This is a genomic window from Kitasatospora sp. NPDC088742, from assembly GCF_055584905.1.
Genome location: NZ_JBVJLD010000054.1, coordinates 33,326 through 57,322, shown reverse-complemented (window position 1 = coordinate 57,322; position 23,997 = coordinate 33,326). Strand labels below are relative to the sequence as shown.

Genomic DNA, 23,997 nt, shown 5'->3' with positions numbered 1-23,997 from the left:
CAATCAGACCTCTTCGACGCTGCTCGGCTCGCGCCGGGACAGGTCAATGCCGAGCTCCTCGGCGGCGCGGAACACGTCCTCGTCGGAGTCGCGCATCTCGATGGACGAGCCGTCCGAGGACAGCACCTCCACGTTGAGGCAGAGCGACTGCATTTCCTTGATGAGGACCTTGAAGGACTCGGGAATGCCGGGCTCGGGGATGTTCTCGCCCTTGACGATCGCCTCGTAGACCTTCACGCGGCCCAGGACGTCGTCGGACTTGATGGTGAGCAGCTCCTGCAGCGCGTAGGCCGCGCCGTACGCCTCGAGGGCCCACACCTCCATCTCACCGAATCGCTGACCACCGAACTGCGCCTTACCACCGAGCGGCTGCTGGGTGATCATCGAGTACGGACCGGTCGAACGGGCGTGCAGCTTGTCGTCGACCAGGTGGTGCAGCTTCAGGATGTACATGTAGCCGACGGACACCGGCATCGGGAACGGCTCGCCGGAGCGGCCGTCGAAGAGCCGGGCCTTACCGGTGGAGTTCACCAGGCGCTCACCGTCACGGGTGAGGGTGGTGTGGTCCAGCAGGCCGGTGATCTCGTCCTCGCGGGCGCCGTCGAAGACCGGGGTGGCGAGGTTGGTGCCACCCTCGACCGTGTCGGCGCCGATCGCCTGGAGACGCTGGGCCCACTCCTCCGCGAGGCCGGAGACGTCCCAGCCCTGCTTGGCGAGCCAGCCCAGGTGGATCTCCAGGACCTGCCCCGGGTTCATTCGGGACGGGACACCCAGCGGGTTGAGGATGATGTCGACCGGGGTGCCGTCCTCCAGGAACGGCATGTCCTCGACCGGCAGGATCTTCGAGATGACGCCCTTGTTGCCGTGACGGCCGGCGAGCTTGTCACCGTGGGTGATCTTGCGCTTCTGGGCGACGTAGACGCGGACCAGCTGGTTCACGCCCGGGGGAAGCTCGTCCCCCTCCTCGCGGTCGAAGACGCGGACGCCGATGACCTTGCCGGACTCACCGTGCGGCACCTTCAGCGAGGTGTCGCGGACCTCACGGGCCTTCTCACCGAAGATCGCGCGGAGCAGGCGCTCCTCCGGGGTCAGCTCGGTCTCACCCTTCGGGGTGACCTTGCCGACCAGGATGTCGCCGGTGACGACGTCCGCACCGATCCGGATGATGCCGCGCTCGTCGAGGTCGGCGAGGACCTCCTCGGAGACGTTCGGGATGTCCCGGGTGATCTCCTCGGGGCCCAGCTTGGTGTCACGGGCGTCGACCTCGTGCTCCTCGATGTGGATCGAGGAGAGGACGTCGTCCTGGACGAGGCGCTGCGACAGGATGATCGCGTCCTCGTAGTTGTGACCCTCCCAGGACATGAACGCCACGAGCAGGTTCTTGCCGAGCGCCATCTCACCCTGGTCGGTGCAGGGGCCGTCGGCCAGCACCTGGTTGACCTCGACGCGGGCGCCCTCGTCGACGAGCACCTTCTGGTTGAAGGAGGTGCCCTGGTTGGAGCGGGTGAACTTGGCGGCGCGGTACGTGTTGTACGTGCCGTCGTCGTTGGCCACGGTGACGTAGTCGGCCGAGACCTCCTGGACGACACCGGCCTTCTCGGCCACGATCACGTCGGCGGCGTCGACCGCGCAGCGGTACTCCATGCCGGTGCCGACCACGGGTGCCTCGCTCTTCAGCAGCGGCACCGCCTGACGCATCATGTTGGAGCCCATGAGCGCGCGGTTCGCGTCGTCGTGCTCGAGGAACGGGATCATGGCGGTCGCGACCGACACCATCTGGCGCGGCGAGACGTCCATGTAGTCGATCTCGGTGCCCGGGATGTAGTCGATCTCGCCACCGCGGCGGCGGACCAGGACACGCGGCTCGGCGAAGGTCAGCTCGTCCGTCAGCGGGGCGTTGGCCTGCGCGATGACGAAGCGGTCCTCCTCGTCGGCGGTCAGGTAGTCCACGGCCTCGGTGACGACACCCTCGATGACCTTGCGGTACGGGGTCTCGATGAAGCCGAAGGCGTTGACCCGGCCGTAGGACGCGAGCGAGCCGATCAGACCGATGTTCGGGCCTTCGGGGGTCTCGATCGGACACATGCGGCCGTAGTGCGAGGGGTGCACGTCACGGACCTCGAAGCCGGCCCGCTCACGGGACAGACCACCGGGGCCGAGTGCGGACAGACGACGCTTGTGGGTCAGGCCCGACAGCGGGTTCGTCTGGTCCATGAACTGCGACAGCTGGCTGGTGCCGAAGAACTCCTTGATGGAGGCGACGACCGGCCGGATGTTGATCAGGGTCTGCGGCGTGATCGCCTCGACGTCCTGGGTGGTCATGCGCTCGCGCACGACGCGCTCCATACGGGCGAGACCCGTACGGACCTGGTTCTGGATCAGCTCGCCGACGTTGCGGAGGCGACGGTTGCCGAAGTGGTCGATGTCGTCGACCTCGACCACGATGTCGCGGCCCTCGTCGTCACGCCAGTCGACCTCGCCGGCGTGCAGCTTCACCAGGTACTTGATCGCACCGATGATGTCGGGCTCGGTGAGGACGCCGGAGTCCAGGGACTCCGCGTTGCCCAGCTTGCGGTTCACCTTGTACCGGCCGACCTTCGCGAGGTCGTACCGCTTCGGGTTGAAGTACAGGTTCTCCAGCAGCGTCTGGGCGGCCTCACGGGTCGGCGGCTCGCCAGGGCGCAGCTTGCGGTAGATGTCCAGGAGCGCGTCGTCCTGGCCCTGGGTGTGGTCCTTCTCCAGGGTGGCGCGCATCGACTCGTACTCGCCGAACTCCTCGAGAATCATCTCGTTGGTCCAGCCGAGCGCCTTGAGCAGCACGGTGACCGACTGCTTGCGCTTGCGGTCGATGCGGACACCGACCATGTCGCGCTTGTCGATCTCCATCTCCAGCCAGGCACCGCGGGAGGGGATGATCTTGCAGGAGAAGATGTCCTTGTCGGACACCTTGTCCAGGCTCGAGTCGAAGTAGACACCCGGCGAGCGCACCAGCTGCGAGACCACGACACGCTCGGTGCCGTTGATCACGAAGGTGCCCTTGTGGGTCATGAGCGGGAAATCGCCCATGAAGACCGTCTGAGACTTGATCTCACCGGTCTCGTTGTTGGTGAACTCGGCGGTGACGAAGAGCGGGGCCGCGAACGTGAAGTCGCGGTCCTTGCACTCGTCAATGGAGTTCTTCGGCGGCTCGAAACGGTGGTCGCGGAAGGTCAGCGACATCGACCCGCTGAAGTCCTCGATCGGGGAGATCTCCTCGAAGATCTCCTCCAGACCGGACTTCGTGGGGACGTCCTGACCGTTCTCCAACGCCTCCTCGACCCGTGACCTCCAGGCCGCATTGCCGAGCAGCCAGTCAAAGCTCTCGGTCTGCAGGGCCAGGAGGTTGGGGACCTCGAGGGGCTCCTTGATCTTCGCGAACGAGACGCGGAGCGGGGCGGTGGATGCGGCGGAATTGTTCGAGGCGTTGCGCGGCGCGGCCAAGAGGGGGGTCCTTCCGAGGGCTCGGAGCTCACTACGCGCGTACCGGCCGGGCCTTGCCGAGGCGGAAAACCCCAGGTCAGGACAGGGGCCACTCCGGGCGACGAGTCACGGAGCAGCTAACAGGCAGCGCAAAGGGACAGTGTAGCCAAAAGGCACACTGCTGACAAGCTCTGATTCGGAGACCGAATCGGAGACCCCTCTCCTACCACTCACCAATGGCCCGGACGCCCCGGGCCACCGCACCTCACGATGAGTCAGTTCCCGGCGGAGCCACGGAATATGCATCCGGAACCGCTCCGACCGCTTGGACCCATCACGCGGGGCGCGGATCGAGAATCGCGCGCCCGGTGCGGTTCGTCAAGGGCCGCACCGGAGTGCGGACCTCACACCGTTCATCGTCCGAGCAGGCCACCGCGTTACAGCCCCTGCGAGAGGCCCTCCGGGGACGACAGCGATCACCATACCCGCCACCGCCGACAGTGGCCGAGCCCACAGTCCGCCAGGACGGTGAACGTCAGGTCCCGGAGAACCAAAAAGGCCGGGCCGACCACCCACAGGGGTGATCGGCCCGGCCTCGCGCCCTCTCAGGGAGGGCACTGAGTCACTTGACGGTGACCTTGGCGCCGGCGCCCTCGAGCTGGGCCTTGGCCTTCTCGGCAACGTCCTTGGCGACCTTCTCGAGAACCTTCGCACCAGCGGTGTCGACGAGGTCCTTGGCCTCCTTCAGGCCGAGGGAGGTGAGGGCGCGCACCTCCTTGATGACCTGGATCTTCTTGTCACCGGCGCCATCGAGGATGACGTCGAACTCGTCCTGCTCCTCGACGGCCTCGGCCGCGGCACCGGCACCGCCGGCGACGACGACGGCGGCCGGGGCGGCAGCGGTGACGTCGAACTTCTCCTCGAAGGCCTTCACGAAGGCAGCGAGCTCGATGAGGGTGAGCTCCTCGAACTGCGCGAGCAGCTCGTCCTGGGTCAGCTTCGCCATGATGGCGTCCTTCCACTAAATCGGCAGGTTAGGTGCCGGATGTACGGGGTGAAGCGGGCACTGGCCCGCAGCGAGGCGTGAGCCTGCCGAATTATTCGGCGGCCTCGTCCTCAGCGGCGGGAGCCGGCGCGCCGGCACCGCCCTGCTCGACCTTGTCGCGAAGCGCGTCCACGGTGCGGACGAGCTTCGACGGGAGGGCCTGGAAGAGCGCGGCAGCCTGGGACTGCTTGGCCTTCAGGGCACCCGCGAACTTGGCGAGCAGCACCTCGCGGGACTCGAGGTCCGCGAGCTTCTTGATGTCATCGGCGGACAGCGCCTTACCGTCAAGGACACCGCCCTTGATGATCAGTGCGGGGTTCTCCTTGGCGAAGTCACGCAGAGCCTTCGCCGACTCCACCGGGTCACCGGTGACGAAGGCGACAGCCGTCGGACCAGTGAACTGGTCGTCGAGCTCGGTGATCCCAGCCTCGTTGGCGGCGATCTTGGTCAGCGTGTTCTTCACCACGGCGTACTGGGCGTTCTCGCCCAGCGAGCGACGCAGGGTCTTGACCTGCTTCACCGTGAGACCGCGGTACTCGGTCAGCAGGGCGGCGCTGGAGGAACGGAACTTGTCCGTCAGCTCAGCGACGTCAGCAGCCTTGTCGGGCCTGGCCATAGGCTTACGCCTCCTTCCGTGATGTCGAAGTCAGGCCGACCATGGATCAGTCGACCATCCAACGCCTCGAACCACAGGTGACGAAAAAAGCCCCATGCGCAGGGGCATGGGGCTTGCAGATCTCAACGGCTCCGAAGAACCGGAAATCAGACGCACCAGACACACCTGCGCGGGCCGCCCGCTTGACGCGGGACCTTCGGTGCCGGCTCCCCCGGAAGGGAAACGGCGACAACCAGCGGTCTTTGGCAGGCCCCACCGTACCCCGGGCCGGGCTTTCGAACCAAATCCGGTCAGGAAGCCAACGGAGGCAAGGCGGCCGAGCCCATGTCGGCGGTGTCCGCCGCGTCCGGGGCCTGCACCGGGAGCGAGCCGCCCCAGTCCTGGTACGTCACGGTGTCGTTGCCCTGGCCGCCCGAGCGGTGCAGCCGGACCAGCTGGTCCTTGTCGTCCAGCCAGAGGTCGAGGGTGACCTCCCCGCTGCCGAGCCCGGCCCGGAGCGCCTCCTGGCGGGCCGCCGGCAGCTGGGTCTGCGCGGCGGCGTACCGCTCGGAGGCCAGGACCACCCGGTAGTGCTGGACGGTGACCTCGGCGACGGTCTCCTCGCCGATCAGCTGCGGGCGCTCGGCGGCGACGGCGGCGGTCAGCGCCACCATCGGGTTGAGCCGGTCTACCAGGGCGGCGTACGGGATGTCGCGCTGGCCGCCCTGGGTGGCGTACTTCTCCCAGTGCCGGCCGGCGTTGCGGTCGGCGGTGGCCTGGTCGCCGCCCCGGTAGGCGGTGGTGTCGAGTATCACCAGCTGCTCGGACGAGCCGGGGTGCTTGAGCTTGAGCACCGTCTTGGGGGCCCAGAACAGCGCCCCGGAGGCGGACTCGTCGCCGAGCCGGGCGGAGTAACCGGCCCGGCGGGCGGTGTCCATCGCCAGCTGGGCGGAGAGCAGCACCCCGTGCGGGGAGCGGTCGGTGGGGCTGGGCAGGCCGGTCGGGGTGCGGGTGGCGGAGGGGCTCGGGCCGGCCTTGCCGCTCGCGCCGCCGGAGCCGTCCGGAGCGGGGCCGTCCGAGCCGCAGCCGGCCAGGCCGGTGAGCAGCAGGACGGCGAGCGCCGCGGCCGCCGTGCGCCGTGCCCTCGTCATCCCGTCACCCGTCCTCGTGCCGCCACTCCCCCGCCAACCTCTCACGCCGCGGGTCAGCCGCCGAAGCCCTTGAGCAGATCCGCGACCTCGAACACGTCGGTGGCCGGCGGCGCGGCCACCTGCGGGGCCCGGCCCAGCTCGCCGTAACGGACCGTCATCTCGCCGGCCCGGGACGGGGTCAGGTCCGCGGCCCTGAGCTGGACCAGCTCGTTCCGGCCGTTGATCCACAGGTCCAGCGCGCCGCCGTTGCGGCCCAGGTCGGCCAGGGCCTGCTGCTTCTGTTCCTCCGTCAGACCGTTGACCAGCGCGTCGGCCACGCCGGTGGCGCGGAAGTGCACGGCCTCCTGGCCGTCCACCGACTCGACGCCAACCTTGGCCAGGCCCGGGCTGCCCGCACCGGCGGCCAGCGCCACCGACGGGTTCAGCACCTTGGCCAGTGCGACCAGGCCGCGGGCGTCCTCGCCACCGGCCAGCACCTGGGTGCCGCCGGGCTTGGCGTTCGGGTCGACCTTCATCCAGGGCTTGCCGCCGACCAGCGCGGCGGTCTGCTCGGGCGCGCCGACCCAGACCGAGCCGCCGGCCGCGCGGAGCCGGGCCTGGGCGCCGTCGGGCTGGGTCAGCACCAGGTCGATGGAGCCCTGGGCCCAGGAGAAGGAGCCGCCGCCGCCCTGGGCGACCGCGCCGGTGCCGACCGACAGCTTGGCGTTGCCGGCCTTGGCCATCACCCCGCCCGCCGCGACCAGCACGTCCTTGGCGGCCCCGGCCGGGGCCGGAAGGGTGCCCGGGGCGGTGGAGCCGGAGCCTCCGGTGGTGGTGCCCGTGCCGCCGCCCGCGGTGGGGCTCGCCGAACCGGCGGGGTCCGAGGCGGCCCCCGAGGGGACGGCGGAGCCCGTGGCGCCGGCCGAGGCGGCGGCGGAGGCCGCGGCCGAAGCGGTGCCGGACGGCGCGGCCGTGGCGGCGGTCTTCGCGGCGTCGTCGGAGCCACCGGCCCCGCAGGCCGTCAGCCCGGCCACCAGCAGCGCGGCCAGGGCGGTCACCCGTATCGTGCGCATTCGTGGAACCCCCTACGTCCCGGATCTCGGTAGGCGGACTCTAGTCGACGCGGACACGCGAACGGGCCCGCACCCCCCGGTGAAGGGGAGTGCGGGCCCGTGGGAACGCGGTTACCGCTGGAGCTCGGAGGCTCAGACGGCGGCCGGGTCCTCCTCGACGAGGAGGTTCCGGGTGCGGTTCGGGTCGACCTGGATGCCGGGGCCGATGGTGGCCGCGAAGGCGGTCTTCTTGATGTAGCGGCCCTTGGCGGCGGCCGGCTTGGCCCGGAGGACCTCCTCGAGCGCGGCGGCGTAGTTCTCGACCAGCTGCTCATCGGTGAACGAGGTCTTGCCGATGATGAAGTGCAGGTTCGAGTGCTTGTCGACGCGGAACTCGATCTTGCCGCCCTTGATGTCGTTGACAGCCTTGGCGACATCGGGGGTGACGGTGCCGGTCTTCGGGTTCGGCATCAGGCCACGGGGACCGAGCACGCGGCCGAGGCGGCCGACCTTGCCCATGAGGTCCGGGGTGGCGACGACGGCGTCGAAGTCCAGCTTGCCCTTGGCGACCTCGTCGATGAGCTCGTCGGCGCCGACGATGTCGGCGCCGGCAGCACGCGCGGCCTCGGCACGCTCGCCGGTCGCGAAGACCAGGACCCGAGCGGTCTTACCGGTGCCGTGCGGGAGGATCACGGTGCTGCGGACCATCTGGTCGGCCTTGCGCGGGTCGACACCCAGGCGCATGGCGACCTCGACGGTGCCGTCGAACTTGCTGGTGGAGGTCGCCTTGGCGAGGCGGACGGCCTCGAGGGGGGCGTAGATCTTGGCGCGGTCGACCTGGGCGTCCGCGGCCTTGAGGGCCTTGCTGCGCTTCACTGCTTCTCCTGAAGGTGATGGAGTTCGTGGCGTATCGGGCCGCGCAGGCCCTACCACGGGTGGACGAGAGGGGTGATCAGCCCTCGACGGTGATGCCCATCGACCGGGCGGTGCCGGCGATGATCTTCGACGCGGCGTCCAGGTCGTTGGCGTTCAGGTCGGGGAGCTTGACCGTGGCGATCTCGCGCACCTGAGCCGCGGTCAGCTTGGCGACCTTGGTCTTGTGCGGCTCGGCGGAGCCCTTGTCGACGCCCGCGGCCTTCAGGATGAGGCGCGCGGCCGGCGGCGTCTTCGTGATGAAGGTGAAGGAGCGGTCGTCGTAGACCGTGATCTCCACCGGCACGATCATGCCGCGCTGCGACTCGGTCGCCGCGTTGTAGGCCTTGCAGAACTCCATGATGTTCACGCCGTGCTGGCCCAGCGCGGGGCCGACCGGCGGAGCCGGGTTGGCCGCACCGGCGTTGATCTGGAGCTTGATGAGCCCCGTGATCTTCTTCTTCTTGGGAGGCATGCTCTCCGGGTCCTTCCGAGAGTGGTTTGCTGGTGCGTCCGGCGGCCGGGGCGACACCCGTCCGGGTGGACACACATCGGACCAGGCTAACCGCTGTCACCGCCTGGACCAAAACGAGTTCGGGGCGGGGCCACCAGGCCCCGCCCCGAACTCGAAGCTCTGTCCTACTAGTTCTTCTGGATCTGGTCGAAGGAGAGCTCGACCGGGGTCTCGCGGCCGAAGATCTCGACCAGGCCCTTGACCTTCTTCGAGTCCGGGTTGATCTCGTTGATGGTCGCCTGCAGGGTGGCGAACGGACCGTCGGTGACGGTGACCGAGTCGCCGACCTCGAAGTCGAGCACCTGGACCTCGACCGGACGGATCGGGGAGGCCTTGCCGGCCTCCTTGGCCGCCTGGCGCTCCACGTCGGGGGCGAGCATCTTGACGACCTCGTCCAGGGTCAGCGGGTACGGGTCGTAGGCGTTGCCCACGAAGCCGGTGACGCCGGGGGTGTTGCGCACGACGCCCCAGGACTCCGGGGTGAGGTCCATCCGGACCAGCACGTAGCCGGGGAGCTTGTTCTGCCGGATGGTCTTGCGGTCGCCGTTCTTGATCTGGACGACCTCCTCCTGCGGCACCTGCGAGTCGAAGATGTAGTCCTCGACGTTGAGCGAGACGGCGCGCTGCTCGAGGTTCTGCTTCACGCGGTTCTCGTAGCCGGCGTAGGTGTGGATGACGTACCACTCGCCCGGCGCGGTGCGCAGCTCCTCGCGGAAGACGGCCACCGGGTCGACCTCGACCTCGGGCTCCTCGACGGCGGCCTCGGCCTCGTCGTCCGCCTCGGCGGTCTCGTCGTCGGCGGCCTCGACCTCAGCGGCCTCGTCCTCGGCGCTCTCGTCCTCGTCCTCGGCGTCGGAGCCGACGGCCTGGAGGGCGGCGGCGAAGGCGTCGTCCTCGTCGAGCTCGTCCTCGTCCACCTCGTGCACGGCGGCCTCCTCGGCGGGCTCGCCCGCCTCGGCCTCGTCCGCAGCCTCGACCTCGTCCTCGTCCGAGTCGACCGCGTCCACGATCTGCTCGGCGTCCTCGACGTCGGCAGCCTCGACGTCGGCGGCCTCGGCGGCGAGGTCATCCGCCTCGCGGACGGTCTCGTCGGCGTCGTACAGGGGGGAGTCAGACACGGTGGCTGCTTCTTTCCTGGAAGTGAGATGGAACGGCTCCGGGCCTTCCGGCGCCACGAAGGGCGCGCTGCGGGAACGACCCGGACCTCCAACAGTACCGAGTCAACGGTAGCGGGAACGCCCGGAGTGCGCCGACAGCTCGACCCGGACCGTCATGACGGCCCGGGTCGGGGAGTGGAGCGGGAGGTGGCGGCGGATCAGCCGAACACCCACAGGCTGAGCTTGGAGAAGCCGTAGTCGAGACCGGAGACGAGGCCCATCACCACGACCACGAAGACCACCACGACGATGGTGTACTGGGTCAGCTGGTTGCGGGAGGGCCAGACCACCTTGCGGAGCTCGGCGATGATCTGCCGGTAGAACAGCGCGGCCCGGGCGAAGACGCCCTTCTTGGCCCGCTTGCCGGCCTTCTTGTCGCCACCCTCGGCCTTCTTGGCACGCTTGCGGTCGCGGCGCGAGAGCGCCTCGTCGGCAGGCGTGGCCTCCGCGGCACCCTCGGGGTTGCCGCTCTCAGGCGTTGCGGTGGAGCCCGTGGTCTCCGTCACTCGTCCTCACCTGAATCCGGGTCCTGCCGAGCGTCGCGTCGCGGGTGCGGGCGATCCGGCGAATGCAGTGCTGAAAGGTGCCCTCTCCGCATCAAGCCCGCTCGCTCCAGTGGAGCGAACGGGCTGGGTACGGTTCAAGCAGCAGGGCAAGAGGGACTTGAACCCCCAACCGCCGGTTTTGGAGACCGGTGCTCTACCAATTGAGCTATTGCCCTACGGGGCCTTGTGGGCTCCGGAGATGTCTCACAACCTACCGCATCCTGGCCGCTGCGTTCACTACGCCTCGGTGGAGCTGCACTTCGGGAGCCATCGAGCAGTGAGTGTACGTGTTCCGGGCCGTCAGGTCGAACCCCATTCACCAGGTCGGGGCGCAAGCCGTACGCAATGCGGACCGATCGGTACGCATCCTGGACCCGTCTGCCCCCGGAGCGCCCTCTCTGCGACGATGGCGGGCATGAGCGCTCCCACCCCCAGCAACCGCCCGTCGGACCGCCGTGTCTCCGCCCGGATCGGCGCCATCGCCGAGTCCGCCACCCTCGCGGTGGACGCCAAGGCCAAGGCCCTCAAGGCGGCCGGCCGGCCCGTGATCGGCTTCGGCGCCGGCGAGCCGGACTTCCCGACCCCGGACTACATCGTCGCGGCGGCCGTCGAGGCCTGCCAGGACCCGAAGAACCACCGCTACACCCCGGCCGGCGGTCTGCCGGAGCTCAAGGCCGCCATCGCCGCCAAGACGCTGCGCGACTCCAACTACGTGGTGGACGCCTCCCAGGTGCTGGTCACCAACGGTGGCAAGCAGGCGATCTACGAGGCCTTCGCCGCGATCCTCGACCCGGGCGACGAGGTGATCATCCCGGCCCCGTACTGGACCACCTACCCGGAGGCCGTGAAGCTGGCCGGCGGCGTGCCGGTCGACGTGATCGCCGACGAGACCACCGGCTACAAGGTCTCGGTGGAGCAGCTGGAGGCGGCCCGCACCGAGCAGACCAAGGTGGTCCTGTTCGTCTCGCCGTCCAACCCCACCGGCGCGGTCTACACCGAGGCCGAGGCCGAGGCGATCGGCCGCTGGGCGCTGGAGCACGGCCTCTGGGTGCTCACCGACGAGATCTACGAGCACCTGGTCTACGGCGACGCGACCTTCACCTCGCTGCCGGCCCTGCTGCCCGAGCTGGCCGACAAGTGCATCGTGGTCAACGGCGTGGCCAAGACCTACGCGATGACCGGCTGGCGGGTGGGCTGGCTGATCGGCCCGAAGGACGTCGTCAACGCGGCCGCCAACCTGCAGTCGCACGCCACCTCCAACGTCTCCAACGTCGCGCAGCGCGCCGCGCTGGCCGCCGTCTCGGGCGACCTGGCCGCCGTGGACGAGATGAAGGAGGCGTTCGACCGCCGCCGCAAGACCATCGTCCGGATGCTCAACGAGATCGACGGCGTCTTCTGCCCCGAGCCCGAGGGCGCGTTCTACGCCTACCCCTCGGTCAAGGACCTGCTGGGCAAGGAGATCCGCGGCAAGCGTCCGGCCACCTCCGCCGAGCTGGCCACCCTGATCCTGGACGAGGCCGAGGTCGCGGTCGTCCCGGGCGAGGCCTTCGGCACCCCGGGCTACCTGCGCCTGTCGTACGCGCTCGGCGACGCCGACCTGGTCGAGGGCATCAGCCGGATGCAGAAGCTGCTGGGCGAGGCCCGCGACTGACGCTCCGTCACCTTCCCGGGCCTGCCCCGGTGCCGCCCCCTTCACTCCTTCGGAGGACGTGAGGGGGGCGGTTCCCGTTCGGGGGTGCGATGCGGCAGGATCGGTGAATGGATCAGCCTCGTGACGTACGGGCCCTGCCGAAGGCCCACCTGCACCTGCACTTCACCGGTTCGATGCGGCCCGCCACCCTGCTGGAGCTGGCCGAGAAGCACCGCGTCCGGCTGCCGGAGGCGCTCAGCTCGGGCGAGCCGCCCCAGCTCAGGGCCACCGACGAGCGCGGCTGGTTCCGGTTCCAGCGGCTGTACGACACCGCGCGCTCGGTGCTGCGGGACGAGTCGGACATCCGGCGGCTGGTGCGGGAGACGGCCGAGGACGAGGCCCGGGACGGCTCCCGCTGGCTGGAGATCCAGGTCGACCCGACCTCGTACGCGCCCCGGCTCGGCGGGCTGATCCCCGCCCTGGAGCTGATCCTGGACGCCACCCGGGAGGCCTCGGCCGCCACCGGGGTCGGGATCCGGGTACTGGTCGCGGCGAACCGGATGAAGTCCCCGATGGACGCCCGGACGCTGGCCCGGCTGGCCGTCCGGTACGCGGACCAGGGGGTGGTCGGCTTCGGGCTCTCCAACGACGAACGGCGGGGCCTGGCACGGGACTTCGACCGGGCCTTCGCCATCGCCCGCAACGGCGGGCTGCTGGCCGCCCCGCACGGCGGCGAGCTGTCCGGGCCGGAGTCGGTCCGGGACTGCCTGGACGACCTGGGGGCCGGCCGGATCGGGCACGGGGTGCGGGCCGCCGAGGACCCGCGGCTGATGCAGCGGCTGGCGGACCGTCAGGTGACCTGCGAGGTCTGCCCGGCCTCCAACGTCTCGCTCGGGGTCTACGAGGAGCCCGGGCTGGTGCCGCTGCGCACCCTCTTCGAGGCCGGGGTGCCGCTGGCGCTGGGCGCGGACGACCCGCTGCTGTTCGGCTCCCGGCTGGCCGCCCAGTACGACCTGGCGCGGGACGTGCACGGCTTCTCGGACGCCGAACTCGCCGAGCTGGCACGGCAGTCGGTGCGCGGCTCGCGCGCGCCGGAGGACGTCCGCAAGGTACTGCTGGCGGACATCGACGGGTGGCTCGGCGGTCCTACGGACTGACGGGCGCTACAGGGTGACGCCGACCATCACGGGCTCGTTCACCAGCTCCACCCCGAAGGCGGCCCGGACGCCGTCCCGGATCTCCCGGGCCAGCGCCAGCAGGTCCTCGGTGGAGGCGGCGCCGCGGTTGGTGAGGGCCAGGGTGTGCTTGGTGGAGAGGGTGGCGGGCCCGGAGCCGTAGCCCTTGCCGAAGCCGGCCCGGTCGATCAGCCAGGCGGCGGAGGTCTTGGTGCGGCCGTCCGGCGCAGGGTAGGCCGGGGCCGTCTCGCCCGCACGGGCCTGGAAGTCGGCGTACTGACCGGCCGTCAGGACCGGGTTGGTGAAGAAGGAGCCGGCCGACCAGGTGTCGTGGTCCGCCGGGTCGAGCACCATGCCCTTGCCGGCCCGCAGGCCGAGCACGGTCTCGTGGGCCTTGCGCAGGCCGATCCGCTCGTCCGGGCCGACGCCGAGCGCCTTGGCGACCTCGGCGTAGCGGACGGGGGTGGAGAGGCCGCCGGCGTCCTCCAGCCGGAAGCGGACCCGGAGCACCACGTAGCGGTCCGGGTCGGCCTTGAAGCGGCTGTGCCGGTAGGAGAACTCGCAGTCGGCGTTGCCCAGGGTGACGGTCTCGCCGGTGCGGCGGTCGTACGCCACCACCTCGGTGATGCCGCTCGCCACCTCCTGGCCGTAGGCGCCGACGTTCTGCACCGGGGTGGCCCCGGCCGAGCCGGGGATGCCGGCCAGGAACTCGATCCCGGCCAGGCCGGCGTCGACCGTGCGGGCCACCGCCTCGGACCAGACCTCGCCGGCGGCCAGCTCCAGCAGGGTGCCGTCCAGGGTGAAACCGGTGGTGGCGATCCGCAGCACGGTGCCGTCGAAGCCCGCGTCACCGATCACCAGGTTGGAGCCGCCGCCGATCACCAGCAGCGGCTCCCCGGTCCCGTCGGCCTTGCGGACGGTCTCGATCACCTCGGCGTCGGTGGTCGCGGTGACCAGCCGGCGGGCCGGGCCGCCGAGGCGCAGCGTGGTCAGCGGGGCGAGGGGGGCGTCCAGTTCAACGAGCACGCCCCCCAGCCTAGCCGCGGGTCACTCCGGCCTACTTCAGCCTGACCACCGCGCGGGACATCCCGAGCACCTTGTTGTCGCCGTTCTTGGCGAGCAGGTCGACCCTCACCTTGTTGTCGTCCAGCAGGGCGGCGACCTTGGCCGAGACCTCGATGGTGGTGCCGACACCGTCGTTGGGGACGGGGACGGGCTTGGTGAAGCGGACGCCGTACTCGACCACCGCACCCGGGTCGCCGACCCAGTCGGTGACCACCCGGATCGCCTCGGCCATGGTGAACATGCCGTGGGCGATGACGTCGGGCAGGCCGACCTCCAGGGCGAACTTCTCGTTCCAGTGGATCGGGTTGAAGTCGCCGGAGGCGCCGGCGTACTGGACGAGCGTGGCGCGGGTCACCGGGAAGGACTGCGCGGGCAGTTCGGTGCCGACCTCGACCGAGGCGTACGTGATGCTCATCTCGTTCACTCCCCCTGCTGGGTGTCGCCGGCATCGGCGGCCCGGGCCACCAGCGTCATGACGGCGGTGACCACGTGCTCGCCGCTCTCGTCGTGCACGGCGCCGTTGACGGTCAGCACGTCGTTCCCGGCCAGCGACTTGATGGCGTCGATCCGCACCGTGACGGAGAGCCGGTCACCGGCCCGGACCGGGCGGGAGTAGGTGAACTTCTGGTCCCCGTGCACGACCCGGGTGTAGTCCAGCCCGAGCTCCGGGTCGTTCACCACCTGCGCGGCCGCCTGGAAGGCGATCACGAACGGGAAGGTGGGGGGCGCGATCACGTCCGAGTATCCGAGCGCCTTCGCCGCCTCCACGTCGGTGTACGCCGGATTGGCGTCCCCGACCGCGACCGCGAACTCGCGGATCTTCTCGCGGCCGACCTCGTAGGGCGCGGTGGGCGGGTAGGTCCGCCCGATGAACGAGGGATCGAGAGCCATGGGCCACTCCTCTGACGGTGGGTCACGCTGTGCGGTGGTACGGAGATGCAGAAAAAGCTCCAGGCCGTGCCCCCTTGCGGGAGACACGGCCTGGAGCCAAGAGCCTGATCACAGCAGGCCCGGTGACGCCCTACGGGGTCAGCGGGTCTCGCGGTGCGCGGTGTGCGAGTTGCAGCGGGGGCAGTGCTTCTTCATCTCAAGACGGTCCGGGTCGTTACGCCGGTTCTTCTTGGTGATGTAGTTCCGCTCCTTGCACTCCACGCAGGCCAGCGTGATCTTCGGGCGGACATCGGTGGCAGCCACGGGAGTGCCTTCCTTGAACAATGATTGATGACACGACAAGAGTAGCCGATCGGGAGTTGAACCCCCCGATCGACTACGCGGGTAGCGGTGACCGGACTTGAACCGGTGACACAGCGATTATGAGCCGCTTGCTCTACCAACTGAGCTACACCGCTGAGATGATCGAGCGTCGGATCCGAAGATCCTCAGCTTCCTCACCAGAGCCCCCATGCGGAATCGAACCGCAGACCTTCTCCTTACCATGGAGACGCTCTACCGACTGAGCTATAGGGGCGAACGAGGAAGAGATTACACGTTTCCCGGCCAGAGGTGAAATCCGTTCCCCGACCGGAAGATCGCAGGTGGACGGCTCGTACGGGCACTCCCCCGCAGGACCGGCGTTCGATCGCGCCGTGGAACCCACGGAGGGCCGTACCGACCGCGGGCCCGACCCACGGCCCGACGCGCGGCCCGACGCGCGGCCCGACCCGATACGACTTATGCCAGCCTCCGAGCGCCTCGCACCCGGGCCCCATAGGCTCGACCCTCAGTGATCTTGCGGCTCCCGGAGCGCCCGGCGGGCCGCCGGACAACGAGGAGCCGCCCGATGACCGCGGACAGCGCACCCGCCGACGGGCCGCACCAGGGCGAGGAACCCGCACGCAGCGGCAACCCGCTGGGCCACGGCCCCGTCCTGCTGCTCACCAACGCCCGGCTGACCGACGGCCGGCTGGTGGACGTACGGATCAGCGGCGACCGGATCCAGGCCGTCGGCACCTGCGGCTCGCTCGGGCCGCTGCCCGCCCTGCCCGGCGCCCCCACCAGCACCACCGGCGCCAAGATCGACCTCAGCGGCTACCTGCTGCTGCCCGCGCCCGCCGAACCGCACGCCCACTACGACGTGGCCTTCTCCGCCGCCCTCCAGACCCCTCCCCCGGAGACCCCGGCCGAGCTGGTCCGCCGGGTCACCGAGGCCGCGCTCACCGCGCTCGGGTACGGGGCCACCGCGCAGCGCACCCACGTCCGGATCGCCGACGTGCACGGGCTGCGCCGCCTGGAGGCCGTCCTGACGGCCCGCCAGGCACTGCGCGGACTGGCCGAGCTCCAGGCGGTGGCCGTCCCCCGGCTGCTCACCGGCCGGGCCGGGGCGGACGGCCGGGCCCAACTGCGGGAGGCGCTCAAGCTCGGCGCCACCGCCGCCGGCGGCTGCCCCGACCTCGACCCGGACCCGGCCGGCTACGTCCAGGTCCTGCTGGAGGCCGCCCGGGAGGCGGACTGCCCCGTGGACCTGCACACGGCGGGCGCGGACCCGGCCCAACTCGCCCGGCTGGCGGCCGCGTTGGCTCCGCTGCGGCCGCGGGTCACCGTCGGGCCGCTGTCCGGGATGGCCGTGGGCGGGGCCGCAGGCGGGGGCCCGGGCGGGGCCACAGGCGGCGGCCCGAGCGGGGCCGCCGTGCTGGCCGGGGCCGGGCTGCGGGTGGTCTGCCTCCCGCAGAACGGTCACTGCGTCGGGCTGGAGGGGCCTGCTCGCGCCCTCCGGGCCTCCCTGGTACGGGAGTTGACCGAGGAGGGGGTGGTCCTCGCGGCCGGCGGCGGCGCCCTCCGGGACACCGGCAACCCGGTCGGCCGGGCCGACCCGCTGGAGGCCGCGTACCTGCTCGCGGGCGGGGGCGGGCTCAGCCCGGAGGCCGCCTACGAGGCTGTCTCCAACCAGGCCCGGATCGCGCTCGGGCTGCCGCCGGTGCGGGTGGACGCCGGGTTCCCGGCGGAACTACTGGCCGTCCGGGGCGACTCGGTGGCCGGGGTGCTGGCGGGCGGGCACAGCCGGCTGGTGATCCACAGCGGGCGGATCGTGTCGCGGACCAGTGCGGTGCGGGAGTTCGCGGACACGGTGGCGCTGGCGCTCCCGCGGCAGAACACGCCGGGGTAGTACCCCTCTGCGCCTCCTCGACCGCCCGCGTAGCGGCAACCGCTGCGCGGGGCGGCCGGCCGGCGTGTCCGGAGGGCGGTCGAGCGAGTGGCGGGGGCGGCCGGCCCGACGTCCCGGCGGGCGCCGGTTGGGAAGACGATCAGCACTGGCGGGAGGACTCCCGGCGCGGTGACCGGGACGTTCTGCGGCAGACGGCTGGCGGGCCGACCGCCCCCGCAAGACACTCTCCTGGCTCTCAGATGTAATTGCAAGTCATACGCAATAAGGTGGCAACGGCACGCCGACACACCGTCAGCACAGCGAACTAGGAGCCCTTTTACCCATGGGTCAGTACACGCTCCCCGATCTTCCGTACGACTACTCGGCCCTCGAGAAGGCGATGTCCGCCGAGATCCTCGAGCTCCACCACTCCAAGCACCACGCCGCCTACGTCGCCGGCGCCAACACCACCCTCGAGCAGCTCGCCGAAGCCCGCGAGAAGGACAACTTCGGCGGCCTCGTCGGCCTCCAGAAGACCCTCGGCTTCCACCTCTCCGGCCACGTCCTGCACTCCCTCTTCTGGGAGAACCTCTCCCCCGAAGGCGGCGGCGAACCCGAAGGCGACCTCGCCGACGCCATCGGCGAACACTTCGGCTCCTTCACCGCCCTCAAGAAGCAGCTCACCGCCGCCACCGTCGGCGTCCAAGGCTCCGGCTGGGGCATCCTCTCCTGGGAGCCCCTCGGACAGCGCCTCATCGTCGAACAGGTCTACGACCACCACGGCAACGTCGGCCAAGGCACCACCCCCCTCCTCGCCTTCGACGCCTGGGAACACGCCTACTACCTCCAGTACCGCAACGTCCGCCCCGACTACGTCACCCGCCTCTGGGACATCGTCAACTGGACCGACGTCACCAACCGCTACACCACCGCCAAGAACGCCTGACCCTCGGCATCTCGGCAGACACGAAGCCCCGTCCCGGGACCGGGACGGGGCTTCGATCCGTCAGATCTTCGTTCGATAGAGGTACGACACGACGGACAGGTCGTCCTCCTCGATCATCCACGGGGAGATGCAGGTCAGCTCTCCTCCCGCGGCCGTCGGCTGCTCCGCCGTCCGCTCCAAGGAGATCGAGCGGACCACCACCAGCGCGTTCTCCGGGAACAGCTCCCGCTGCCTCTCGACCTCGGCCCGCGTCAGGACCACTTGCTCCCCCGCCGAGGTCGTCCCCTTCACCTCGACGTGCAACCGCTCGCCGTCGCCCCGGGTCAGCGCGAGGTCGTAGGACTCCTGGGCCCCCACGTCCTTCACCGCCCACCCCTGTCGCTCGAAGTGCGCAGTGGCCGCCTCGACGGCACACAGCTCCACTGCCCGGCGCTCGGCCGCCGTCAGTCGGAAACCCTGACCGCGCCCACCTCTCGGTCGACCGGCCCGTCGGCCCGCCGTCTCCGCGGCCACGTCCAACAGGTCGAGTACCTCTGGCGCGACCTCACCCGGCACCGGAATGCCACGCCGCTCCCCCTCGTAGACCCGTCCCAGTAGTTCGGCCATGAAGACGAGGTCGTCGGTCATGACCTCAGCGGTGGGCAGCTCGGTCAGCGGGTACTCGATCGCCACCACGTTCCCCGCCTCGTAACCGCGGCTGAGCTTCCCCTTCGTGCCCTGCAGGTCGATCGACCGCACCAGGCCCCGGCGGTTGGCAGCCGCCTCCTCGACGAGGGGCAACGCCCATTCGACCCGGGCCCTCAGCTCCTCCGGGCTCCGCTTCGCGAACACTGTCCCCGTCCACACCGTGGTCCCCTGATTGAGAGACAGGTAGACCCGGTCGCCCGAGGCACTGAACAGGTAGACGACATACCAACCGACGGTGGCGCTGGGAGACCTCTGCTTGCTGTGCAGGCGCACCCAGGGGATCACCGAGTTTCGCCCGGTACTCGACTTGCCTTCGAACCCGACGTCATCTGCCGGGAGCCCCAACTCCTTGGCGAGGGCTTCGGTCAGACCCCTCAGCCGAGCCGGCAGCTCCCGCCTGAGGATGGCGCCCCTCCGGTCCATCTCCGGCGTCTTGTCCGCCGACCACGAGGGCTGAAGGGTGAGCACTTCGCGCATCAGAAAGTCCACGTCCGCACAGTAGGACGAACCCCTGACAGCACCACGCACATGCAGAGGGGCCCGGAGAGCGTTTCCGCTTTCCGGGCCCCTCTTTATCCTGTGGCTGGTGCAGGGTTCGAACCTGCGTAGCTTGCGCGGCAGATTTACAGACGACGCACGCGACCTACCCTGACCTGCTGCAACACCGCCAGGGCCGGACTGTCCCCACGCCACCCCCACAGGAGCTAATCGAGAGCATTCGCCCGTTCGGCGAGACCGAGCAGATCGGCCGGAGCAGAACGGCCAGCCACCAACACCAGCTCCCGGATCGTGGCACGAGCTGCGACGTGGGTTCGCACGGTCTCCGGGGCAAGCTCTTCGGCACGAAGGAGGCACTCCAGAGCCTCACCCAGGTGGCGCCGCTGGGCATGAGCCCGGCCAAGATCCATGAGCAACCGGGAGCGTCGCTCCGGGGAGAGCCCGGTCGCGTCGATCTGGCGCCCGAGGTCGAGAGCCTCCCCCGCGTCGCCGAGGTCCACCGCCGCTGACACAGCTTGGATCTCGACGTTGGTGGACCCGAACTCCAAGTTGAAGTCGTTTCGATCTTCCCCGAGCTTGGCAGCAACCTCCCGGGCCTTCTGCAACTCCGAACGCGCCTCCTCTCGTTGACCGCTCCGCGCGTGCACGAGCGCCAGGACAAGGTGGAGCGACCCCAGCACCGAGAGCGCTTCGGGCTCCACACCCTTCCGCTTCGCGTAGCGGCTCAAGGCGTTCACCGCGCTCTCCGCCGCATGCTGAGCCTGGTCGAGGTGCTTGAGACGGACGAACGCCTGAGCGAGACGGAACGTACCTGCAAACACGATGAGCGGCTGAGCTGACCGCTCAGCCGCTCGAATCGAACGGTCAGCGGCCACCCAGGCCGCGTCGGCCTCATCCTGCCGCACGAAGGCAGCAGCCAGCGCCTGGTAGGCCTGACTAAGCAGGCCGTGGACTGATGGCTGTTCGGCGGCCGGAGCGGTGCGAGCGGCCCGCTCCAGCCGAGGCAGCAGCCGTCCCAATGCCGCGCTCAGCTCAGCGAACCGCGCAGCATGCGTCAGCTCCCAGGCCTGCTCGACGGCTGACGCCAACTCCTCGACCGCAGGTGCGTCGTCCCGCCCCGAAGCGCCCAAGACAACATCGAGGGCGGGATGCCCGGAGATCAGCAATCGCGCCTGATCGAGATCGTTTGGCTCTTCCTCCGCCGGCGGTGGCACCGGGACCGGCACGGGGGCATCCGGCCGGAGAACCTGCATCGACACGCCAAGCCCGTCCGCCAGCAGCTGGAGGACGTCCAACCGGACCACGGGCTGGACCCCTCGTTCAACCTGCGACACCCAGCTGGCCGTCCGGTTGATGGCGGCTCCGAGCTCCTCCTGCTTCATGCCGCTCGCCTTGCGAAGCTGCGCGACCCTGGCCCCGAAAACCTTCCGCTCGTCAGGCGTCATCAGACAGCCCCAGCCCCGGAACCCTTGCCGTTGAGCTCATCGAGGAAAGTCACCTCGAACGAGCGGAGGTACTGGCCGCGCTCGGCAAGGAACCGCCTGACGTGTGGCTGCTCCTCGTGCTCCTCGAACGCCGCCCTGTCCCGGTACAGCTCGTAGAAGACCCGCGTGGTCGGCTCCCCCGGCACCGCGTGGTTGACGTACACCAGCGTCCCGGGCTCCAGCCGGCGAATGCCTTCCAGCGCCTCTGCGGCGAGTACATCGAAGGCCTTGGCGGCCTCCTCGTCATTCGCGATGAAGCGAACTACCAGACCGAATCCCATGGTCACAGCCCCTTTGTCAGAGTCGTTCCCCAGTGTCGCATGGTCGCTGATTCTCTGCGACTCGCAGAACTTCTTGACTCGCAGAAACACTGCGACTAACTTCATGGGTGTCGCACCTAGTGAGACAGGGGCGACACAGAGTGGCCTTCTTTGGGCTGCCCTGACCTGCATGAATGCGCTCGCGGTTCGCCGTGAGTGAAGGGGCCCGGGACAGATCGGGCCGAGGTTTCCCGCGCCTTGTCAGCGGAGGGCAGTGACCGAGAGGTCCGCGTCTGCCTACAGCGGGGTCCGCCCCGTAAAGACGCACTGCACGAGCACTTTTGGTCCCCGGTCCACCCCCGCTTCGGCGGTGGCGGGTCGGGCCCATGACTGCTCGTCACGAGCTGTCATGCCCAGACACAGCGAGACCGCCGCGCCTTCCTTGGCCGGAGCGCGGCGGTCTCTTGGGCCACCCCACACAAGGAAGAGGTAGACCCATGAGGAACATCATCGCAGGTCAACACGTACTCGGTGCAGAGGAGTTCGCGGAGCTGGCCCTCGGTGTGGACGTCGAGCTGTTCGCCGGTGTGCCGGGTGAGTCCGAGCTGGAGCGTGCGGCGCGGTTGGACGTGGCGTATGCGGTGCTGGAGGCCCTGCGCCGCGAGGACCTGGAGCTGGCCGCCTACGCGGCCCGGCTGCTGGACTCGGCGTCGGCGCTGCTGGTGCGCCGCCGGTCCGTCCGCCGGCCGTCGGTCGCGGAGTTCGGGGCGGCGGCGTGAGCGCCGCTCAGGTGCAGGCCGATGAGGGGCTGCGCCGGGCAGGCCGGAGCGCCGCCGGCACTGGCCGGTGGTTGGAGAAGGTGGCGGTGCTGAGGGAGCGGGACCGGGTGGCGCTCATCGCGCTCACGGCCGCTCACGACACGCTCACGGGCCGCTCGCGGCAGGCTGGCGGGTGGTCGCGGTGAGGGTGCCGGTGACTGCGGATCAGATCCGCTCGGCCGAGCGGGCCCTGACCGTCGGGACGTGGACGATCACGTTCGGGGCGGTGCTGTACAGCGTGCTCACGGTCACCCCGCTGATGCGAGCCCACACCCCCGACGGGTGGTCGTGGACTGCGCCGATCCTGCCGCTGGTGGTGGACGCGGCGGTGGTGATCGTGACCCGGATGGACGCGGTCCTGGCCCGCCTGGGCGGGGACGGCGGGCGGTGGCCGGTGGTGCTGCGCTGGCTGACCGGCGCGATGACGTTGCTGCTCAACATCGGTGACTCCGCCCTCAAGAAGGATCTGGTCGGGGTCGCGGTCCACTCGGTGGCGCCGCTGCTGCTGATCGTCACTGCCGAGAGCGCGCTCGCCTACCGGCGTGCGATCGGGGCCGCTCTGGCCGTGCGAGCGGAGGCTGAGCGCGCTGAGCGGGCTGAGCGCGAACAGCGCGCCGAGCAGCGGCGGTTGCGGGAGCGGGCCGAGCGGCTGGAGCAGTTTGAAGCCACCGAGCGTCGTGAGCGTGAGCGCCGTGAGCATGAGGCCCGCCTCGCCCGTGAGCAGCGTGAGCACGAGTTCCAGATGGCCCGAGCAGAGCGCGAGGAGCAGGAGCGCCGGGAGGCCGCCCAGCGGGCGGAGCGGGACCGGCGGGAGGCGGCTGAGCGGGCCGAGCGTGAGCGTCGTGAGCGCGCCGTGAGCGAGCGTGAGCGCCGTGAGCGCGAAGCCCTCGACCGGCTGCGCCACGAGCTGCTGACCGCCGAGCCCGCCGCCGGACCGCTTCCGGAGGAACAGGCCCGGATGATCGTTCGCGCCGCCGTGGCCGCCGAGATCCCGCAGCGTCGCGTCGCGGAGGTGACCGGCTGGTCCGCCGGGTGGGTCGCCGCCCGCGTCAAGGAACTCCGCACCGAGGACACCATGCCCGCCGCTCTCGCGCTGGCCACCGCACCGGCCACCCCCAACGCCGCCTGACAGGAGCCCCCATGACCACCACGGACACCAGCCAGTTCACCGCCGCCGGCGCGCTGCTGTCGATCCTGAGCCGCCACCGCGACCTGCCGACCCCGGCCATCCAGTTGCAGGAGCTGCGGGCCCCCGGCTCCGACCACTGGGCGTGGGGCCTGAACCTCACCCTCCACAACGGCTTGGACCACTTCGAGCAGTGGCGCGCCGCGCTGGGCCTGGACCCGGCCGCCGTCGACCACTCCTGGACTGCCGACGCCACCCTGCACTGGCTCACCATCACCGGCACCCACAGCGGCGTGCCCGTCGTCCTCTACGGCTACTTCGACCAGACCGAGAACGAAGGAGACGCGCGGTGAGCGACTACAGCACGAACGGCGGCTACGGCCACCAGCCGATTCCCGTCCCGCCGCCGCCCGCCCCCTCCGACGGCAAGGGCCAGTGACCCACCAGCACCCGGCCCCGGACCACCAGTCCGGGGCCGGGATGCTTCCGGTCTACCGGTGGAAGTGTGCCCCGGACGGCCTGCTGAGCAGGCGTCAGCTCCGCGCCCGGGGGCTTCGCCCGGGCGGTCAGCCGGTTGCGGCGGTTATCCGGTGGCCCTCGCGCTTCGGCGGCACTGCCGAAGCCCACCTCTACCGGCCCGAACTCGCCGCCCCGGTACGGGAGATGACCCCGCGCCGCCGGGCCGCGCTCGCCGCCGCCAACCGGGCCCGCCGCACCTGCCCCACCTGCGCGCGGGACGTGGGCTATGTCCTGCCGCGCCACCTCGGCACCTGCGTGCCGTGCGCGGACCCCGCCGACCTGGCGCCCTGAACCCCTC

The 23,997-nt window shown here is 70.3% G+C and carries 24 protein-coding genes and 3 tRNA genes; 8 read left to right on the top strand and 19 right to left on the bottom strand.

Annotated features, from left to right (window positions below; translation table 11 throughout):
- Positions 1–3: 3 nt before the first annotated feature.
- The 10 genes from rpoB to ACZ6ZR_RS32095 all read right to left on the bottom strand — a co-directional run bounded on the left by rpoB (position 4) and on the right by ACZ6ZR_RS32095 (position 10,585).
- Positions 4–3,480, bottom strand: a complete 3,477-nt coding sequence (gene rpoB, locus ACZ6ZR_RS32140) for a DNA-directed RNA polymerase subunit beta (protein WP_465648392.1) — start codon at positions 3,478–3,480, stop codon at positions 4–6.
- Between the two features lie 601 nt (positions 3,481–4,081).
- A complete protein-coding gene (gene rplL / locus ACZ6ZR_RS32135) occupies positions 4,082–4,465 on the bottom strand; it encodes a 50S ribosomal protein L7/L12 (protein ID WP_465648390.1) in 384 nt (127 codons plus the stop codon).
- A gap of 91 nt (positions 4,466–4,556) precedes the next feature.
- Complete coding sequence (gene rplJ, locus ACZ6ZR_RS32130; protein ID WP_465648388.1) at positions 4,557–5,120, bottom strand: 50S ribosomal protein L10; 564 nt, start codon at positions 5,118–5,120, stop codon at positions 4,557–4,559.
- 290 nt (positions 5,121–5,410) lie between these two features.
- Entirely contained in the window at positions 5,411–6,250 is an 840-nt protein-coding gene (locus ACZ6ZR_RS32125; RefSeq protein WP_465648386.1) for an SCO4651 family lipoprotein, read from the bottom strand.
- A 53-nt stretch (positions 6,251–6,303) separates the two neighbouring features.
- Positions 6,304–7,302 (bottom strand): SCO4651 family lipoprotein, encoded by a 999-nt coding sequence (locus ACZ6ZR_RS32120; protein ID WP_465648384.1) that lies wholly within the window; start codon positions 7,300–7,302, stop codon positions 6,304–6,306.
- 132 nt (positions 7,303–7,434) lie between these two features.
- A complete protein-coding gene (rplA, locus tag ACZ6ZR_RS32115) occupies positions 7,435–8,157 on the bottom strand; it encodes a 50S ribosomal protein L1 (protein WP_465648382.1) in 723 nt (240 codons plus the stop codon).
- Between the two features lie 76 nt (positions 8,158–8,233).
- A complete protein-coding gene (gene rplK, locus ACZ6ZR_RS32110) occupies positions 8,234–8,668 on the bottom strand; it encodes a 50S ribosomal protein L11 (RefSeq protein WP_402295156.1) in 435 nt (144 codons plus the stop codon).
- Positions 8,669–8,835: 167 nt separating this feature from the next.
- Positions 8,836–9,825, bottom strand: a complete 990-nt coding sequence (gene nusG / locus ACZ6ZR_RS32105; protein ID WP_465648380.1) for a transcription termination/antitermination protein NusG — start codon at positions 9,823–9,825, stop codon at positions 8,836–8,838.
- A gap of 197 nt (positions 9,826–10,022) precedes the next feature.
- The gene (gene secE / locus ACZ6ZR_RS32100) at positions 10,023–10,370 is read right to left on the bottom strand and encodes a preprotein translocase subunit SecE (protein ID WP_380149372.1); all 348 of its coding nucleotides are present in this window, start codon (positions 10,368–10,370) and stop codon (positions 10,023–10,025) included.
- A 142-nt stretch (positions 10,371–10,512) separates the two neighbouring features.
- A tRNA-Trp gene (locus ACZ6ZR_RS32095) sits at positions 10,513–10,585 on the bottom strand.
- Positions 10,586–10,824: 239 nt separating this feature from the next.
- Between ACZ6ZR_RS32095 and ACZ6ZR_RS32090 the strand changes: the two genes are divergently transcribed.
- Together ACZ6ZR_RS32090 and ACZ6ZR_RS32085 are read left to right on the top strand one after the other, a co-directional pair.
- The gene (locus ACZ6ZR_RS32090; RefSeq protein WP_465648378.1) at positions 10,825–12,060 is read left to right on the top strand and encodes a pyridoxal phosphate-dependent aminotransferase; all 1,236 of its coding nucleotides are present in this window, start codon (positions 10,825–10,827) and stop codon (positions 12,058–12,060) included.
- Positions 12,061–12,167: 107 nt separating this feature from the next.
- Positions 12,168–13,196 (top strand): adenosine deaminase, encoded by a 1,029-nt coding sequence (locus tag ACZ6ZR_RS32085; protein WP_465648377.1) that lies wholly within the window; start codon positions 12,168–12,170, stop codon positions 13,194–13,196.
- A gap of 6 nt (positions 13,197–13,202) precedes the next feature.
- Here the strand turns inward: ACZ6ZR_RS32085 and ACZ6ZR_RS32080 are convergent, their stop codons facing one another.
- From ACZ6ZR_RS32080 to ACZ6ZR_RS32055, 6 genes are all read right to left on the bottom strand, one after another.
- Positions 13,203–14,240: a UDP-N-acetylmuramate dehydrogenase gene (locus ACZ6ZR_RS32080; protein ID WP_465648375.1), complete on the bottom strand. Its 1,038-nt coding sequence runs from the start codon at positions 14,238–14,240 to the stop codon at positions 13,203–13,205.
- A 31-nt stretch (positions 14,241–14,271) separates the two neighbouring features.
- On the bottom strand, positions 14,272–14,694 hold the full coding sequence (locus ACZ6ZR_RS32075) for a MaoC family dehydratase (protein WP_465648373.1): 423 nt from the start codon (positions 14,692–14,694) through the stop codon (positions 14,272–14,274).
- 5 nt (positions 14,695–14,699) lie between these two features.
- Complete coding sequence (locus tag ACZ6ZR_RS32070) at positions 14,700–15,170, bottom strand: FAS1-like dehydratase domain-containing protein (RefSeq protein ID WP_465648372.1); 471 nt, start codon at positions 15,168–15,170, stop codon at positions 14,700–14,702.
- A gap of 138 nt (positions 15,171–15,308) precedes the next feature.
- Positions 15,309–15,473: a 50S ribosomal protein L33 gene (gene rpmG / locus ACZ6ZR_RS32065; RefSeq protein WP_006604855.1), complete on the bottom strand. Its 165-nt coding sequence runs from the start codon at positions 15,471–15,473 to the stop codon at positions 15,309–15,311.
- A gap of 82 nt (positions 15,474–15,555) precedes the next feature.
- Positions 15,556–15,628: transfer RNA gene (locus ACZ6ZR_RS32060), tRNA-Met, on the bottom strand.
- 46 nt (positions 15,629–15,674) lie between these two features.
- A tRNA-Thr gene (locus ACZ6ZR_RS32055) sits at positions 15,675–15,747 on the bottom strand.
- Between the two features lie 312 nt (positions 15,748–16,059).
- Here ACZ6ZR_RS32055 and ACZ6ZR_RS32050 point away from each other — a divergent pair.
- Positions 16,060–17,382, top strand: coding sequence for an amidohydrolase family protein (locus ACZ6ZR_RS32050; RefSeq protein WP_465648370.1), 1,323 nt, complete (start codon positions 16,060–16,062; stop codon positions 17,380–17,382).
- A gap of 322 nt (positions 17,383–17,704) precedes the next feature.
- Positions 17,705–18,307 (top strand): superoxide dismutase, encoded by a 603-nt coding sequence (locus ACZ6ZR_RS32045; protein WP_465648368.1) that lies wholly within the window; start codon positions 17,705–17,707, stop codon positions 18,305–18,307.
- A gap of 60 nt (positions 18,308–18,367) precedes the next feature.
- Here ACZ6ZR_RS32045 and ACZ6ZR_RS32040 read toward each other — a convergent pair whose 3' ends face one another.
- From ACZ6ZR_RS32040 to ACZ6ZR_RS32030, 3 genes are all read right to left on the bottom strand, one after another.
- Positions 18,368–19,483: an MrcB family domain-containing protein gene (locus ACZ6ZR_RS32040; protein ID WP_465648366.1), complete on the bottom strand. Its 1,116-nt coding sequence runs from the start codon at positions 19,481–19,483 to the stop codon at positions 18,368–18,370.
- Between the two features lie 215 nt (positions 19,484–19,698).
- Entirely contained in the window at positions 19,699–20,937 is a 1,239-nt protein-coding gene (locus ACZ6ZR_RS32035; RefSeq protein WP_465648365.1) for a helix-turn-helix domain-containing protein, read from the bottom strand.
- Positions 20,937–21,362, bottom strand: coding sequence for a putative quinol monooxygenase (locus ACZ6ZR_RS32030; RefSeq protein WP_465648364.1), 426 nt, complete (start codon positions 21,360–21,362; stop codon positions 20,937–20,939). Before ACZ6ZR_RS32030 ends, ACZ6ZR_RS32035 begins: the two co-directional genes overlap by 1 nt.
- A gap of 371 nt (positions 21,363–21,733) precedes the next feature.
- On the opposite strand from ACZ6ZR_RS32030, the gene ACZ6ZR_RS32025 reads away from it, so the two are divergent.
- From ACZ6ZR_RS32025 to ACZ6ZR_RS32010, 4 genes are all read left to right on the top strand, one after another.
- Entirely contained in the window at positions 21,734–22,015 is a 282-nt protein-coding gene (locus ACZ6ZR_RS32025) for a hypothetical protein (RefSeq protein WP_465648363.1), read from the top strand.
- A gap of 193 nt (positions 22,016–22,208) precedes the next feature.
- Positions 22,209–23,183 carry a DUF2637 domain-containing protein gene (locus ACZ6ZR_RS32020; protein ID WP_465648361.1) on the top strand — a complete coding sequence of 325 codons (975 nt, stop codon included), beginning with the start codon at positions 22,209–22,211 and terminating at the stop codon, positions 23,181–23,183.
- An 11-nt stretch (positions 23,184–23,194) separates the two neighbouring features.
- The gene (locus ACZ6ZR_RS32015; RefSeq protein ID WP_465648359.1) at positions 23,195–23,533 is read left to right on the top strand and encodes a hypothetical protein; all 339 of its coding nucleotides are present in this window, start codon (positions 23,195–23,197) and stop codon (positions 23,531–23,533) included.
- Between the two features lie 127 nt (positions 23,534–23,660).
- Positions 23,661–23,990, top strand: a complete 330-nt coding sequence (locus tag ACZ6ZR_RS32010) for an RRQRL motif-containing zinc-binding protein (RefSeq protein ID WP_465648409.1) — start codon at positions 23,661–23,663, stop codon at positions 23,988–23,990.
- Positions 23,991–23,997 lie beyond the last annotated feature (7 nt).

Coding starts and splice junctions, on each gene's coding strand:
- rplL (WP_465648390.1), bottom strand. CDS start 4,465: ATGGCGAAGCTGACCCAGGACGAGCTGCTCGCGCAGTTCGAGGAGCTC.
- rplJ (WP_465648388.1), bottom strand. CDS start 5,120: ATGGCCAGGCCCGACAAGGCTGCTGACGTCGCTGAGCTGACGGACAAG.
- ACZ6ZR_RS32125 (WP_465648386.1), bottom strand. CDS start 6,250: ATGACGAGGGCACGGCGCACGGCGGCCGCGGCGCTCGCCGTCCTGCTG.
- ACZ6ZR_RS32120 (WP_465648384.1), bottom strand. CDS start 7,302: ATGCGCACGATACGGGTGACCGCCCTGGCCGCGCTGCTGGTGGCCGGG.
- rplK (WP_402295156.1), bottom strand. CDS start 8,668: ATGCCTCCCAAGAAGAAGAAGATCACGGGGCTCATCAAGCTCCAGATC.
- ACZ6ZR_RS32090 (WP_465648378.1), top strand. CDS start 10,825: ATGAGCGCTCCCACCCCCAGCAACCGCCCGTCGGACCGCCGTGTCTCC.
- ACZ6ZR_RS32085 (WP_465648377.1), top strand. CDS start 12,168: ATGGATCAGCCTCGTGACGTACGGGCCCTGCCGAAGGCCCACCTGCAC.
- ACZ6ZR_RS32075 (WP_465648373.1), bottom strand. CDS start 14,694: ATGAGCATCACGTACGCCTCGGTCGAGGTCGGCACCGAACTGCCCGCG.
- ACZ6ZR_RS32070 (WP_465648372.1), bottom strand. CDS start 15,170: ATGGCTCTCGATCCCTCGTTCATCGGGCGGACCTACCCGCCCACCGCG.
- ACZ6ZR_RS32050 (WP_465648370.1), top strand. CDS start 16,060: ATGACCGCGGACAGCGCACCCGCCGACGGGCCGCACCAGGGCGAGGAA.
- ACZ6ZR_RS32045 (WP_465648368.1), top strand. CDS start 17,705: ATGGGTCAGTACACGCTCCCCGATCTTCCGTACGACTACTCGGCCCTC.
- ACZ6ZR_RS32035 (WP_465648365.1), bottom strand. CDS start 20,937: ATGACGCCTGACGAGCGGAAGGTTTTCGGGGCCAGGGTCGCGCAGCTT.
- ACZ6ZR_RS32030 (WP_465648364.1), bottom strand. CDS start 21,362: ATGAAGTTAGTCGCAGTGTTTCTGCGAGTCAAGAAGTTCTGCGAGTCG.
- ACZ6ZR_RS32025 (WP_465648363.1), top strand. CDS start 21,734: ATGAGGAACATCATCGCAGGTCAACACGTACTCGGTGCAGAGGAGTTC.
- ACZ6ZR_RS32015 (WP_465648359.1), top strand. CDS start 23,195: ATGACCACCACGGACACCAGCCAGTTCACCGCCGCCGGCGCGCTGCTG.
- ACZ6ZR_RS32010 (WP_465648409.1), top strand. CDS start 23,661: ATGCTTCCGGTCTACCGGTGGAAGTGTGCCCCGGACGGCCTGCTGAGC.